Raw genomic sequence first — 14,333 nt, 5'->3', positions numbered from 1 at the left:
TTAGTTCACTCCTTTTTCAAGTTTTATCCCTACTGATTCAATTCCATCCAAGTCATTGCTTCGCATGTACTGGATAAACTGCACCGTAAGTTTTTCGTGTTCTTTAAAATTCCTTAAAGGCAGGGTGTCCGTCTGTGTAAAGCTGTAGCCATAGCCATTGCCCAGCGGTTTTCCAGTCTTGGGGTCAAAAAGATTCATGTCCAAAAGCTCATTGTTCACTACTTGCCCAAGACTGTCTTTTACCAAATACCTTACATAAAGATTATAATAATCATAATCTTGGTTGTATTTTATACGTAGGGTGGAAAGGACATTTTGTCCGGTAGGGACTTCAATGTCAAAACTGACCGTGTCAGCGATGGGCCAAGAGAGCTGCTCCAGTCCTTGGTATTCTTCGTATATTCGGTTGTTGTTACAGGAAAACAAAAACAATACCATGAGCAAAGAACCGTATAGCCTGTTTGCCATTGATTTATTGTTCATTTTGCTGATTGCCTTTTTTATGGGGGCCTCTTCCCCCTTTTCTGCGGTTGTTCCGGCCTTTGCCGCCTTTGGGCTTGCCACCTTGTGAAGAGGATTGTGGCGTTTTCTGATCAGTATTTGGCTTGGCTTGTTGTGGAGATTGTCCTTGCCTATTTTCCCCTCCTCTTCTTCTATTGGATGGTTTACGACGAGATGGCTTCCCTTTGTTTTCTTTAGGATCTTGTCCCCGACCAATGGGCTTTTCTCTTTGGCCTTCGGCTGCCTTGGCTGTCGATTGTTTGGGCCTTGGTTTGCGCCTTTTCTTTTTCTTGTTGTTCTTGCTGAATTTTTTGTCCAACATCTCCAAGTCGATATTGGAATTGACCTTATCTTCTTCAAGGTCCGCGACATCATTGAACTCAAGGCTGAAAGGTTTTTTGCCTTCCTTATTCATTTCAATGATCTCTTTCACCCTTTCACAGTCGATCGAATGCCAGTTGTTCTCATTGTTATAACTGAACCACATCAGCTTTCTGAAGATATCGGTTTTTTGGAGTTTTGCAGAACCGGCTTCCGTCAACAAAGGCTTTTCGATATTTGGAATGTCTTCCAAAGCAGTCATGTAGGTGTCCAGCTCATAATTGAGACAGCACTTAAGCCTTCCACATTGCCCGGAAAGCTTGGTGGGATTTAAGGATAAGTTTTGGTACCGGGCAGCCGATGTGCTGACGCTTTTGAAATCATGGATCCAAGTAGAGCAGCATAATTCTCGACCGCACACACCTACACCGCCCAATCTGCCTGCTTCTTGCCTAAGGCTGATTTGCCGCATCTCTACACGGATTTTGAATTCAGACGCCAGTATTTTGATCAGTTCCCTGAAATCCACTCGCTCATCGGCAGAGTAGTAAAAGGTAGCTTTGGAATTGTCCGCTTGATATTCTATATCGGACAATTTCATTTCCAGTTTTATCTCATCGATGATTTGCTTGGTTCTGTATAGGGTCGGTACTTCCCTGTTTTTTGCTTCCTCCCACTTTTCGAGGTCTTTTGGTGAAGCGACACGATAAATCTTGGTTATATTATCATCATTTTTGATCTTTCGCTTTTGCATTTGAAGCCTTACCAGTTCCCCTTGGAGAGAAACATAACCGATATGATGGCCACTGGGCACATCCACCACCACCGGGTCACCTGTGGTGAGCTGGAGGTGGTTTACATTTCTGAAATAATCTTTTCTTCCGCCTTTAAACTTGACTTCTACAATATCAAAATTATCCACGGTTGGAATGCCCATATGGGACAACCAATCAAAGGAATTCATTTTATTACAATCGCTCGTACCACAGCTGCCATTATTTTGGCAACCTCCGCCTCCAGCGGTGGTGGAGCAGCTACTACATCCTGCCATAATTCATATATTATTTAGGGAACATGCTTGAAACATGCTCCTCGTGAATAAATTATGGTTTTATTTACCATAATTTAGGATGTCTTGACCGATATCTTTTCGGAAATAGACATCTTTCCAGGATATTTCATTTACCCTGGAATAGGCATTGGAAAGTGCTTCTTCTATGCTGTTTCCTTTGCCGGTGATACCCAGTACTCGGCCGCCATTGGTGACCACATTTCCTTCAGGGCTTATGCTGGTGCCCGCGTGGAAGGTGATACTGGTGCCGGTTTCATTTTCGAGTCCGCTGATCACATCGCCTTTTGGATAGCCTCCTGGGTATCCTCCTGCTACCATAACGATAGTAGTCGTTGTAAAGTCTTCCAGTGTTAATTCATAATCCTCCAAAGTGCCCGTACCCATGGCATAAAGCAGCGATACAAAATCACTCTTGATACGAGGAAGCACGGCTTGGGTTTCAGGGTCTCCCATGCGTACATTGTACTCGATCACATAGGGTTCTCCATCGTTATTCATCAAGCCAATGAAGATAAAGCCTTTATAATCTATATTGTCTTTTTCAAGCCCCTCAATGGTCGGTTTGACCACTTTTTCTTCGACTTTTTTCAGGAACTCTCCTTTGGCAAAAGGGACTGGACTGACTGCTCCCATGCCGCCTGTATTGAGGCCTGTGTCCTTTTCGCCGATACGTTTGTAATCTTTCGCTTCCGGAAGAATCTTGTAGCTTTTGCCATCTGTCGCTACGAATACGGAGAGTTCAATACCTGACAAAAACTCCTCAATGACTACTTTCTCGGAGGCCGAACCAAATTTGCTTTCCAGCAACATCTCTCTGAATGAACTTTCGGCATCTTCCAAGGTTTCGCAGATCAGCACACCCTTCCCCGCTGCCAGGCCGTCAGCCTTTAGTACTACTGGGAGTTGTTGTTTTTTGATAAATGACAGTCCTTCGTCTATGGTTTCTTTGCTAAAGGTCGCTGAAGCAGCGGTGGGCACTTGGTGGCGCTGCATAAACTGTTTGGAAAAATCCTTACTTCCCTCAAGTGTAGCGCCTTTTTGTTTTGGGCCTACAACAGGTAATGTTTTTGTCTCTTCTTGTGAAGCGAAATAGTCTGCCACGCCCTTAACCAATGGTTCTTCGGGGCCTACCACTACCAAATCTATCGAATTGGCAAGGACAAACTCCTTCATGGCCGCAAAATCCGTAATGCCAATGGATACATTAGTGGCAATGTCGGCGGTACCTGCATTTCCCGGCGCTACAAAGAGACGGTCACATTTTGGGCTATTGGCAATTTTATAGGCGAAGGCATGTTCTCTTCCTCCGCTTCCTAATAACAGTATATTCATGTATTTAAATCTAAATTTTAATTGGCATGATCAGAAATAAACTTAATTCTGTAAACTCTGATTTCTTCTTCTCCAAAGTCTTCATCCTCAAGTTCGTCAAGTGCTTCTCTGATGTTGTCCGTTTCGGCGGTCATGAAGTAATCATGTAAGATGTCTTCCCGCTCTTCATCCATAATGTTATGGATGTAGTAATTGATATTTAACTTGGTGCCGCTATAAGTGATCTGCTCAATTTCCTGCAGCAATTCTGACATTTCGATATTCAGGTTACTGGCAATTTCATCCAGATCAATTTTGCGGTCCACCTGCTGGATGATTGATATCTTTACTTTGGAGCGTGTTCCGGCGGTCTTGACGACAACGTCCGAAGCCGTTATAATGTCATTTTCCTCAACGTAATTGGTAATTAATTTGAGAAATGATGCTCCAAATTTAGTGACTTTTCCCATACCTACCCCATTTATTTGGGCAAGTTCTTCTTTAGAAGTAGGGTAAACAGTCGCCATTTCCTCCAAGGAGGGATCTTGAAAGACCACATATGGTGGCAAGCCTTTACTTTTGGCTACCTTTTTACGCTCTAATTTTAGTAATTCAAAGAGCTTTTCATCATAGGCTTTATTGGTGTTGGCAATTTCCTCAGCTTCGTCATTTTCGATCATCTCTTCAAAATCATGATCTTTCGTAAACGTGATCTCATGAGGGTTTTTAATAAAACCGTCGCTGCTGTCGGATAGCTTGATGACACCGTAGTTTTCGATGTCTTTTTCCAACAATCCATGGATCATGGTTTGTCGGATGACGGATCTCCAGTGTCTTTCAGAGGCATTCTTCCCTTTACCAAATACTGAAAGTCCATCATGGTTGTAGCTTTCCATGTATTCATTCTGCTCACCGCGGATGACATTCACGATGTGGTCTAGGGTGAACCGTTGATGGGTTTCCTTAACGGCTTCTATGGCCGTGAGCACTTCATCTTTTGCATCGAAAGCATCTCTCTTTTTCTTGCAATTGTCACAAAAACCACAATCTTCATTTAGGCTTTCGCCAAAATAGTGCAGGAGTACTCTCCTGCGGCATACCGAGCTTTCTGCATAAGCGGCCATTTCCTGAAGCAGTACTTTGGCATTCTCACGCTCATTGACAGGTTTATCTTTGTTGAACTTTTCTAGTTTGACGATGTCTTCATATTTGTAAAACATCAGGCAGTGTCCTTCCAGTCCGTCCCTTCCCGCTCTGCCGGTTTCTTGGTAATAGCCTTCCAGTGACTTGGGCACATCATAGTGGATGACATAGCGGACGTCAGGCTTGTCGATCCCCATTCCAAATGCAATCGTGGCCACTACCACATCCACTTCCTCGTTGAGAAAATCATCTTGGTTTTTTATGCGCATGGCGGATTCTAGGCCAGCATGATAGGGGACAGCATTGACGCCATTGACCTTGAGGAGTTCGGCGATTTCTTCTACCTTTTTTCTGCTCAGGCAGTAAATGATTCCCGATTTTCCTTTCTGGGATTTGACGTACTTGATGAGGTGCTTCTTGGTGTCTGACTTTGCTTTTGGTCTCACCTCGTAGAATAGGTTGGTTCTATTAAACGAGGACTTGAACAGGTCCGCTGCCTCCATGTTGAGGTTTCGCTGAATGTCTTGCTGTACTTTTGGGGTGGCTGTTGCCGTAAGCGCGATGATAGGGAGATCTTCACCGATCTGTCCGATGATACTCTTGATCTTTCGGTATTCAGGCCTGAAATCATGGCCCCACTCTGAAATACAGTGGGCTTCATCGATGGCGACAAAGCTGATTTGTGCAGATTTTAGAAATGCCACATTCTCTTCTTTGGTAAGGGACTCAGGGGCTACGTAAAGTAGTTTTGTTGCACCAGAAAGGACTTCTTTTTTGACCCTATTGGTTTCTGTTTTGCTGAGTGTTGAATTCAGGAAGTGGGCATTAATGCCAAAAGCATTCAATTGATCGACCTGGTTTTTCATCAAGGCGATCAAAGGAGATATGACGATCGCCGTACCTTCTTTGGTAACGGCGGGAAGTTGATAGCATAGGGACTTTCCGGCTCCAGTAGGCATGATCACGAAGGTATTGTTGCCCTGCAGTATGTTGTCAACAATTGCTTCCTGATTTCCTCTAAACTGATTGAAACCAAAAATCTTTTTGAGGTTCTCTTTAATTTTTATATCCACTCCATTATTTATTTTTAATGATGGGCCGATAGCTTTTCATTAAATTTTTAAAGCAAATAATTTTACCTTTGTACAAATTTAATTAATAACCTCGGTAAAATTGAATATAATAAAAAATATTAGAAACAGTGCCATCAAAGTTCTCCAAACAGAGGCAGAAGCCGTCCAAAATTTGATTCCGAATATTGACGGTGACTTTGAAGCATGTGTGGAGGGGATTCTTCATTCCAAAGGGCGTGTGGTAATTACCGGGGTGGGCAAGAGCGCCATTGTAGCCACCAAAATCGTGGCCACACTGAATTCCACGGGTACTCCGGCGCTTTTTATGCATGCCGCAGATGCTATTCATGGTGATTTAGGTATGATCCAAAAGGAAGATTTTGTACTTTGTATCTCCAAGAGTGGGAATACGCCAGAAGTGAAAGTACTGGTGCCCATGCTCAAGCGGATGGGGTCTAAGCTAGTGGCTTTGGTTAGCAATACGGAAAGCTATTTGGCAGAGCATGCTGATTATGTGCTGAATGCTACGATTGCTGCTGAGGCTTGTCCATTGAACCTGGCTCCTACTACGAGTACCACGGCACATATGGCGATGGGGGATGCCCTTGCTGTCTGCCTACTGGAAGCTCGGGGATTTAGCAGCGATGATTTTGCCCGCTACCATCCTGGTGGGGCTTTGGGCAAACAGCTTTACCTGACCGTAGAGGACTTGATGGTAAAGGATGCTGTGCCAGTGGTGGGTGCAGAAGCGGTGCTTACCGCAGTAATCCTCGAGATCAGCGGGAAACGGCTTGGAGCCACCGCAGTGCTAGATGCCGATGAGAAGTTGGTGGGGATCGTTACCGATGGTGACCTTAGGAGAATGCTCGAAAAGCACCAGGATTTGTCCAAGGTGACCGCAAAAGATATTATGACCAAAAGACCGAAGACCATTACTCGCCAAGAATATGCCGTGAACGCGTTGAATAGAATGAGAGAGTGTAACATTACGCAGCTGGTAGTGGAGGAAGAGGGGAAGGTTTTTGGATTCATCCATATCCACGACTTAATGAAAGAGGGGATTGTTTAAGAAAAATCATGCAAAATATACCATATATTGTTGTTCTTGCCGGGGGAGTTGGTACTAAATTTTGGCCACATAGCAGGAATAACCTTCCAAAACAGTTTTTAGATCTACTGGGTACAGGAAGGAGTTTGCTTCAAAATACCTATGATCGGTTTGTGAAGCTGTCCAGCCCTGACAGGTTTATTGTGGTGACAAACCATATTTATGCCCACGTCGTCAAAGAGCAGCTGCCGGACTTGGATGATGCCCAAATCTTAAGAGAGCCCCTTCGAAGAAATACCGCCACCTGCATTGCCTATGCCAGCTATGTGATCCAAAAGAAAGATCCGGACGCTCGGGTGATTGTGACTCCTTCGGATCATTTGATCTTACATGAAGTGACTTTTCAGGAGACCATGGCTTTGGCCTTAAGTGAGGCCGAAAAGGACAGTCACTTGATTACTATCGGCATCAAACCCAATAGGCCAGATACGGGATATGGATACATCCAGTACATCGATAGCCAGAAGGAAGTCAAGAAGGTAAAGACTTTTACAGAAAAACCGGATGTAGAACTGGCAAAAACCTTTCTGGAAAGTGGGGATTTTGTTTGGAACAGTGGTGTGTTCGTTTGGAAAAACAAGTCCATTATCCGGGCATATGAAGAACAGATGCCTGAATTAGCAGAGGTTTTTGAAGAAGGAGCTGATTTTTATGATACTTCGGAGGAAGAGGCGTTCGTGAAACGTGCTTATTCTTTGGTGAAAAATGTCACTATTGACATTGGGATTATGGAAAAGTCAGAGGATGTTTACCTGATCCTGGGTGATTTTGGATGGTCTGATCTTGGTTCTTGGCTGAGCATCCATAAACTGAAGCCCAAAGATAAAAACAATAATGTGGTGGATGCCAATGCCATGCTCTATGATACGTCCAATAGCTACATCAAAGTGTCTCCCCAGAAGCTGGTCGTAGTCCATGGATTGGATAATTACCTCATCAATGAATCCGAAAATGTGCTCTTGATCTGTAAGCTGGATGCTGAAAAGAAATTCAAGGAATTTGTCGCTGACGCCAAGAACAAGGGAGAGGACTATATTTGATTTCCTTGATCAGGAGCCAAGACTGTTTTAAAAGACTAAACGCAAGTTTTCCCCCCTCATAGCGGCTGATCCGAAATGTATCGGATCAGCTATAGCTTTGCTTTTTGGAAGCAATCCTGACGACAGGTTTATGGCGGATTTTAAAGTTGCAGCTGTTGGCGATAAAACAATACTTGTTTGCTTCCTCATGAAGTTGCATGGCTTTGGTTTTCATGGATTCGGATTCCACGGTGACTACTGGATAGAGCACCACTTCACTGAATTGGCCAGAGCCATTTTTGTTTTCTTGCATGATTCCTTCCGCATGGTCTTCATAAGAAACGATACTCACTCCCGCTTCGGCACACAGGTGCAAGTACCAAAGCATATGACAGGAGGCGATGCTGGCAAGGAACAACTCTTCAGGGTTGTGGCGTGATTTATCTCCACGAAAATGGGGATCGGCACTTCCGTAAATGACCGGCCGGCCCTCTGTAACGACATCAAAGTTTCGTTGGTAGGCCAAGTACCCTCTTGTGCCCATGCCGGTATTGCCGGTCCAGGTGATTAGTGTCTGGTAATGATGGAATTTTGACATGTCATTAAGATAGGGAAAAATGGAATATTGAAAAATTAAAATATTGTAAAATTATCGTATCTGCTGAATTTCCATATCAGCGAATACGATAATTTGGGTCACTTAGATTGGTTTTATGATTATTGCCTAAATGTGACGCCCAGTTTTTCTCCCAATGCCTTTAGGTCTTCATGTACTGGGGCAAGTAATGGAATGCCATTTTCCATTCGTTCTTTTTCGAGTTCTCTTTCCGGATCTCCGGGGATAAGTACTTTCTCATGGCCGGGTGTGGTCTCGGCAGCACGGAATCTTTTGATCCAATTGTCCATATGGCCTTTAAATTCATCCGCGGGACGAAAAGCATCTACACGCATGGCTCCAAAAAAGTGACCGATGCCTTTCCCTACTGGATTGGGGTCAGGCTCCAAGAAAGCTACAAACGGCGGTACCCAAGGTCCGTAATTGGCACCTGACAGCACTGCTGAAAAAATGTCAACTATTGAACCAAGAGCGTACCCTTTATGGGAGCCGTGCTCACGGTCGCCTCCTAGTGGCAACAAGGCTCCTCCTTCTTTTACACCAAAAGCATTGGTGGTCGGATTGCCATCTTTGTCCTGTACCCATCCGTTAGGGGCTTCTTCTTGTTTTCGCTGAAGGATCTCCAATTTGCCATTGGCTGCTGTGGTCGTGGCCATGTCGGCCACAAAGGTCGGTTCCTCGCCTGCAGGAATGGCTACCGCAATAGGATTGGTGCCCAGCAAACGTTCTTTGGAAAAAGTAGGGCTTACCAATGGGCTGGCATTGGTCATGGACATGCCGATCATGTCTTCTTTTGCGGCCTGCAGGGCGTGGTGACCTGCAATACCATAATGATTGGAGTTCTTTACGGACACCCAGCCAGTTCCTGCATTTTTTGCTTTCTCAATGGCGATCTGCATGGCAATAGGGGCGACTACCAGACCAAGACCGCCGTCTCCATCGACTACTGCAGTGCTGGGGGTTTCATGCACCACGCGGACATTGGGGGTAGGGTTTATCCTTCCCGCTTCCCAAAGTCTTACATATCCTGATAGCCTCGCCACTCCATGGGAATCCACGCCACGAAGGTCTGCAGAAAGTAGTACTTCGGTAGCCGCTTGAGCATCAGCTTCAGGGCAACCGATTTTCAGGAATATATCTTTTGTAAATGCAAATAAACTTTTGAAATCAAAATTCATGGTAATGTATAAAATTAAAGCTCACCTTGACAGGGTGAGCAGTTTGATTATGGTTTTTCCATTCCCATGCAGGGGATGATGGATTCGTTTTTCAGGATTTTCGAGATGACTCCTTCTTTTAGCGCATAATTGGAACAGATCAGTTCGTCAGCCTCAACATATTGGAGGATAAACTCTATGAGGCAGGAAGCCACCACGATCATGTCCACACGCATAGGGATCATGCCTGGGATTTCCAGTCGTTGTTCTTTGTTGAGAGTGACCAGTTTTTTGGACAAGTGCTTGAATTCAGCTCTGGGCAGGTGGAAAACCGTCTGTCCCTTTGATTTGGTGAGCTGGGCAGCGGCATAGTACATGTCTGTTAACGTGTCGAAAGTGCCCGAAGCGCCCACCAGCCTTTTGGGTTGGTGTACTTTGAGGGCGTCTATTAGCGGCTGTAGCCGTTCAGAGAGGTATGCCTGTAGTTTGTCGATCTCTTCTGGAAGAATAGGGTCGTGGTAATGGAAAAGATCCAGCAATCGCTGACCGCCAATTTCAAAGCTTTGTTTCCAGCTTGCTTTGGATTCATTGCCTATGATAAACTCCACTGATCCACCACCGATGTCCATCATGAGGCTATTTTCTTTTCCAAGAGACTTGCTAAAACGAATGCCTTCATAGATAAGCTGAGCTTCTTGCTCGCCGTCGATTACATGGACATCTAGTTCAAAAGCATTTTTGATGTCCTGTACCAGTTCCATTCCGTTATGGGCATTTCGCACGGCACTGGTAGCGAAAGCATAGACATGCTCAATGGCTTCCCCGTCGATCAAATTTCGGAAATGCTTAAGGGTATGCATTGCACGTTTCTTGGCGTCGGGATGGATTTCGTTTTTACTAATGCCTTTCTGTCCTAGTTTAACAGGGACTTTTTCTTTGAAAAGAATGTCAAACCCCTCTTCTTTTAGATTTACCAATATCAAATGAAAGGTATTGGTTCCCATGTCAATTATGGCTGCCTTCTCATGTCTCATGTAGCCCCGGTTTTTTAGTTGTGCGAATATAAAAAGTTTATTTAAAATGCTTTATGATAATGTCAGATTAATAAAGGAAAGGTTCTGATTGAGTAGGTAAGTGTATTCCTGAGTAGTTTTGAGTGGGGCTAGGGAAAAAGTTTCTTCGATAAAAAACAGTTCGTTATATTGTAGGATGAACCCACGATGCTGATTTTATGAAAAGTTCTACAAAAGGAGTTTATACCCTTCCAGGAAACAAGGAAAAACTGGAACTGCTAAAAAAGAAAAATGAAGAAGCCCTATTGGGCGGAGGCAAACAGCGGATAGCTACCCAGCACGAAAAAGGGAAACTGACGGCCCGCGAGCGGATTCACTTGCTAATTGATGAAGGGACTTTTCAGGAGATCGATAAGTTTAAAATGCATCGATGCAAAGACTTTGGGCTGGACAAGGAATATTATTTAGGAGATGGTGTAGTGACTGGATATGGAGAGGTCAATGGCCGACTTGTGTATGTGTATTCACAGGATTTTACGGTGTTTGGCGGCTCGCTCTCAGAAACCCATGCCGAAAAAATCTGCAAAATAATGGACATGGCCATGCAAAACGGCGCACCAGTCATCGGTTTGAATGACTCAGGGGGAGCCCGTATCCAAGAAGGGGTGAATTCCCTGGGAGGGTATGCGGATATTTTTTACCGTAACACCCGGGCTTCAGGCGTGATTCCACAGCTGTCGGCGATTATGGGGCCTTGTGCCGGTGGTGCAGTTTATTCGCCCGCCATAACCGACTTCATCCTCATGGTGGAGGAGACCAGCTATATGTTTGTGACTGGCCCAAACGTCGTCAAGACGGTTACACAGGAGCATGTCAGCTCTGAGGAACTGGGTGGTGCGAGTACACATAGCACCAAAAGCGGAGTGACCCATTTTGCCTGCCAAAATGAAGTGGATTGTATCAAGACCATGAAGGAGATCCTCAGCTATATTCCCCAAAATTGTGAGGACGATGCTCCGTCCTATCCATATGAAATGCGAGAGGATGAGTCCCGGGAGGAGTTGGATAAGTTGGTGCCGGAAAACCCCAATCACCCGTATGATATGCGTGCTGTGGTGGGTGGAATAGTGGACGATGCATCGTTTTTAGAGGTACACAAGAACTTTGCGGACAATATGGTGGTAGGATTTGCCCGGATAGCAGGAAGGAGCGTTGGCGTGGTGGGAAACCAGCCCCAGTCACTTGCAGGAGTGCTTGATAATGACGCCTCTATAAAAGCAGCCCGTTTTGTACGGTTTTGTGATTGTTTTAATATTCCTTTGTTGGTGTTAGTGGATGTGCCTGGTTTTTTGCCAGGGACGGATCAGGAATGGAATGGAATCATTTCCAATGGTGCCAAGCTGCTTTATGCCTTTTCCGAGGCCACCGTGCCAAGGATAACGGTGATTACTAGAAAAGCATATGGAGGAGCCTATGATGTGATGAACTCCAAGCACATTGGCGCCGACCTGAATTTCGCTTGGCCGACAGCAGAAATTGCAGTAATGGGCGCAAAGGGTGCCGCGGAAATTATTTTCAAAAAGGAAATTGCACAGGCGGACGATCCCCAGGAAAAGCTACAAGAGAAAATAGACCAGTACACCAAGAAATTTGCCAATCCGTATAAGGCGGCCCACAGAGGATATATTGATGAAGTGATCCTGCCGTCCCAAACTCGAAATAAACTTATCTCGGGCTTCAAAATGCTCCAAAACAAAGTGGATAACCTACCTAGGAAAAAACACGGGAACATACCGCTGTAGATAAGGCCGAGAAAAGAAAATGATGTCTCTGGGTATGGACATATCTCAGGTCGGAAAGGATAATCCCATTCAGTAGCCGATTAAAATTATTAAGTTCTCATGTTTTTTGGTCTCACTTGATGATGGATAAATTTGAAGAATTGGAGGCGGGGAGGGTGTCGAGGGAAGTAAGGGTTATGATAGTAGAAATAGTGGCGTTATGTCCTCTTAAGGGGGGGCGGTTTTTCAAGGGTGATGAAAAGTCTTCACCTTCCGATTTAAAGTATGAATCCGAAGGTTTTTGGGAAGACGAATCGATTTCCAAAGGATAAATGAGAGGCTTTAGGAAGTGGTATAATCATTGATTTACAGTTGTCGAGAAGGGGTGTATCGAGACGTCCAAAAAACCACAACAGGATATCAGGATGAAACAAATAGGTAGGCTTAGGAGTATTATCCAATAACCTATTAACTAAATAATCAAACAACGAAGTTCATGCAAGAAAACGAAAAATTCCTTTATAAGTATCTCAATAACGCGTCGCCGACGGGGTTTGAAGCTTCAGGCCAGCAATTATGGTTGGATTATATCAAGCCATTTGTGGATCAGCATTTCACCGATAGTTATGGTACTGCCGTAGGAGTCGTCAATCCAGATGCTCCTTTTAAGGTAGTCATTGAGGCACATGCTGATGAGATCAGTTGGTTTGTGAATTACATTACTCCAGAAGGGTATATTTATGTGCGCAGAAATGGTGGCTCAGACCATATGATAGCGCCTTCCATGCGTGTGAATATCCATACGGATGAAAAGATCATTCCTGGAGTATTTGGCTGGCCGGCGATACATGTTCGTAAGGGCGACAAGGAAGACAAGCCAAGCCTGGAAAATATCTTTATCGATGTCGGTGCGAGGAGTAAAGAGGAAGTGGAGAAAATGGGAATCCATGTCGGATGTGTCGCCACTTTTAAGGATGAGCTTATTGACCTGAACGGTAAATTCTTTGCAGGAAGGGCACTGGATAACCGAGTAGGCGGTTATATGATCGCCCAGGTGCTCAAAAAAATCCATGATGCTGGGAAAAAGCTCCCTTTTGCGCTCTATGTGGTGAATGCCGTGCAGGAGGAGATTGGCCTTCGTGGTGCGCAGATGATCGCCGCTAAGATAAAACCAAATGTGGCAGTAATCACAGATGTCTGCCATGATACCACCGCACCGATGTACAATAAGATTACCAGTGGTGAGCAAGTAGCCGGTGCTGGGCCTGTACTGACATATGGTGCCTCTGTGCACAAGAAATTGTTGGACTTGATCATTGGAGCGGCCAATAAGCGTAAAATCCCCTTCCAGCGGGCAGCTGCTTCCCGGGGCACAGGTACCGACACAGATGCCTTTGCCTATTCCAATGACGGTGTGCCGTCAGCATTGATCTCCTTGCCACTGAAGTATATGCACACTACCGTGGAGACGGCCAGCAAAAAAGATATTGACAGTGTCATTGACTTGATCACAGGCTTTTTGGAGGACTTGGATCCAGATTATAACTTTAAGTATATTGACTGAACCTAAATTATGCATTGGCTTTTCTAGGCCACAGTCTGATTTACTGGCCACTTCAATGCTCTTAACGATAGAAAATGCATAAGGTGGGCTGAAATGTTTATTGATACTGACCAAGTGAATTTGGAGAGATCGCAATTGAATAATGGCCGGTGGGATGGATTTCCACCGGCCTTTTTATGTGAGAGGAAAGCGTGCTTTTTAAATGGATAGATGATGGTAAGAGCGAAAGTAAGTGAAAATTTTTACTGCATGATATCGTAAATCGCTAAGGATTTTATTATAGGTAATTGTAAATTGATTTAATGGAAGATAATAGCAGATAGGTGCTAAGGAGAGGTTATTAACCTCAGTTCGATTATAAAACCGTCACTGCGAGGCTTAGAGGGAGGCCAGAGCGGGTGGAAGCCGTGGCAGCTCGCCGCGGCGAGTTGCCACACCCTTTTCCAACCCACATCCTCCTTAAAAGGGTTCGCTATGACGCTTTTAATGCTAAAAATAAGTCGAGCTCAGGTTATTACGAAGTAATTTTAAATTTTGTAAACATATTTCGATTTTTCGCAGTGCATTGGTTGGGAGGTAATTTTCCTTGATTTTGGTTAATAAAAATAAATTGAAATTTTTATGTTTCATTTTATTTCGTTTAATTTGGTGTGT

General features: G+C 44.5%; 11 protein-coding genes. 4 read left to right on the top strand and 7 right to left on the bottom strand.

Annotated elements, in window-relative coordinates; all coding sequences use genetic code 11:
• The 4 genes from FDP09_RS00805 to recQ are packed head-to-tail and all read right to left on the bottom strand — an operon-like array spanning position 1 to position 5,421.
• Entirely contained in the window at positions 1 to 483 is a 483-nt protein-coding gene (locus tag FDP09_RS00805; RefSeq protein ID WP_137400858.1) for a gliding motility lipoprotein GldH, read from the bottom strand.
• Positions 473 to 1,873 carry a PSP1 domain-containing protein gene (locus tag FDP09_RS00800; protein WP_137400857.1) on the bottom strand — a complete coding sequence of 467 codons (1,401 nt, stop codon included), beginning with the start codon at positions 1,871 to 1,873 and terminating at the stop codon, positions 473 to 475. Before FDP09_RS00800 ends, FDP09_RS00805 begins: the two co-directional genes overlap by 11 nt.
• 60 nt (positions 1,874 to 1,933) lie before the next feature.
• Positions 1,934 to 3,226 carry a phosphoribosylamine--glycine ligase gene (purD, locus tag FDP09_RS00795; RefSeq protein ID WP_137400856.1) on the bottom strand — a complete coding sequence of 431 codons (1,293 nt, stop codon included), beginning with the start codon at positions 3,224 to 3,226 and terminating at the stop codon, positions 1,934 to 1,936.
• A 17-nt stretch (positions 3,227 to 3,243) separates the two neighbouring features.
• Positions 3,244 to 5,421, bottom strand: a complete 2,178-nt coding sequence (gene recQ, locus FDP09_RS00790) for a DNA helicase RecQ (RefSeq protein WP_137400855.1) — start codon at positions 5,419 to 5,421, stop codon at positions 3,244 to 3,246.
• Positions 5,422 to 5,521: 100 nt separating this feature from the next.
• On the opposite strand from recQ, the gene FDP09_RS00785 reads away from it, so the two are divergent.
• Together FDP09_RS00785 and FDP09_RS00780 are read left to right on the top strand one after the other, a co-directional pair.
• Positions 5,522 to 6,490 (top strand): KpsF/GutQ family sugar-phosphate isomerase, encoded by a 969-nt coding sequence (locus FDP09_RS00785; RefSeq protein WP_137400854.1) that lies wholly within the window; start codon positions 5,522 to 5,524, stop codon positions 6,488 to 6,490.
• Positions 6,491 to 6,498: 8 nt separating this feature from the next.
• A complete protein-coding gene (locus FDP09_RS00780) occupies positions 6,499 to 7,569 on the top strand; it encodes a mannose-1-phosphate guanylyltransferase (RefSeq protein WP_137400853.1) in 1,071 nt (356 codons plus the stop codon).
• Positions 7,570 to 7,654: 85 nt separating this feature from the next.
• Here FDP09_RS00780 and FDP09_RS00775 read toward each other — a convergent pair whose 3' ends face one another.
• The 3 genes from FDP09_RS00775 to FDP09_RS00765 form a co-directional block, all read right to left on the bottom strand.
• Positions 7,655 to 8,146, bottom strand: coding sequence for an OsmC family protein (locus FDP09_RS00775; RefSeq protein ID WP_137400852.1), 492 nt, complete (start codon positions 8,144 to 8,146; stop codon positions 7,655 to 7,657).
• A gap of 119 nt (positions 8,147 to 8,265) precedes the next feature.
• Complete coding sequence (locus FDP09_RS00770) at positions 8,266 to 9,342, bottom strand: Ldh family oxidoreductase (RefSeq protein ID WP_137400851.1); 1,077 nt, start codon at positions 9,340 to 9,342, stop codon at positions 8,266 to 8,268.
• A 47-nt stretch (positions 9,343 to 9,389) separates the two neighbouring features.
• On the bottom strand, positions 9,390 to 10,355 hold the full coding sequence (locus tag FDP09_RS00765) for a Ppx/GppA phosphatase family protein (protein ID WP_137400850.1): 966 nt from the start codon (positions 10,353 to 10,355) through the stop codon (positions 9,390 to 9,392).
• Between the two features lie 197 nt (positions 10,356 to 10,552).
• Here FDP09_RS00765 and FDP09_RS00760 point away from each other — a divergent pair, with 197 nt between their 5' ends.
• On the top strand, positions 10,553 to 12,136 hold the full coding sequence (locus FDP09_RS00760; RefSeq protein ID WP_137400849.1) for an acyl-CoA carboxylase subunit beta: 1,584 nt from the start codon (positions 10,553 to 10,555) through the stop codon (positions 12,134 to 12,136).
• Between the two features lie 475 nt (positions 12,137 to 12,611).
• Positions 12,612 to 13,679 carry a zinc-binding metallopeptidase family protein gene (locus tag FDP09_RS00755; protein WP_137400848.1) on the top strand — a complete coding sequence of 356 codons (1,068 nt, stop codon included), beginning with the start codon at positions 12,612 to 12,614 and terminating at the stop codon, positions 13,677 to 13,679.
• Positions 13,680 to 14,333: the final 654 nt, after the last annotated feature.

Origin of the sequence: Echinicola rosea (genome assembly GCF_005281475.1) — a bacterium.
Taxonomy (GTDB): Bacteria; Bacteroidota; Bacteroidia; order Cytophagales; family Cyclobacteriaceae; genus Echinicola; species Echinicola rosea.
Note: the sequence above shows the minus strand (reverse complement) of the source record. Positions and strands in the feature narration are given on the sequence as shown.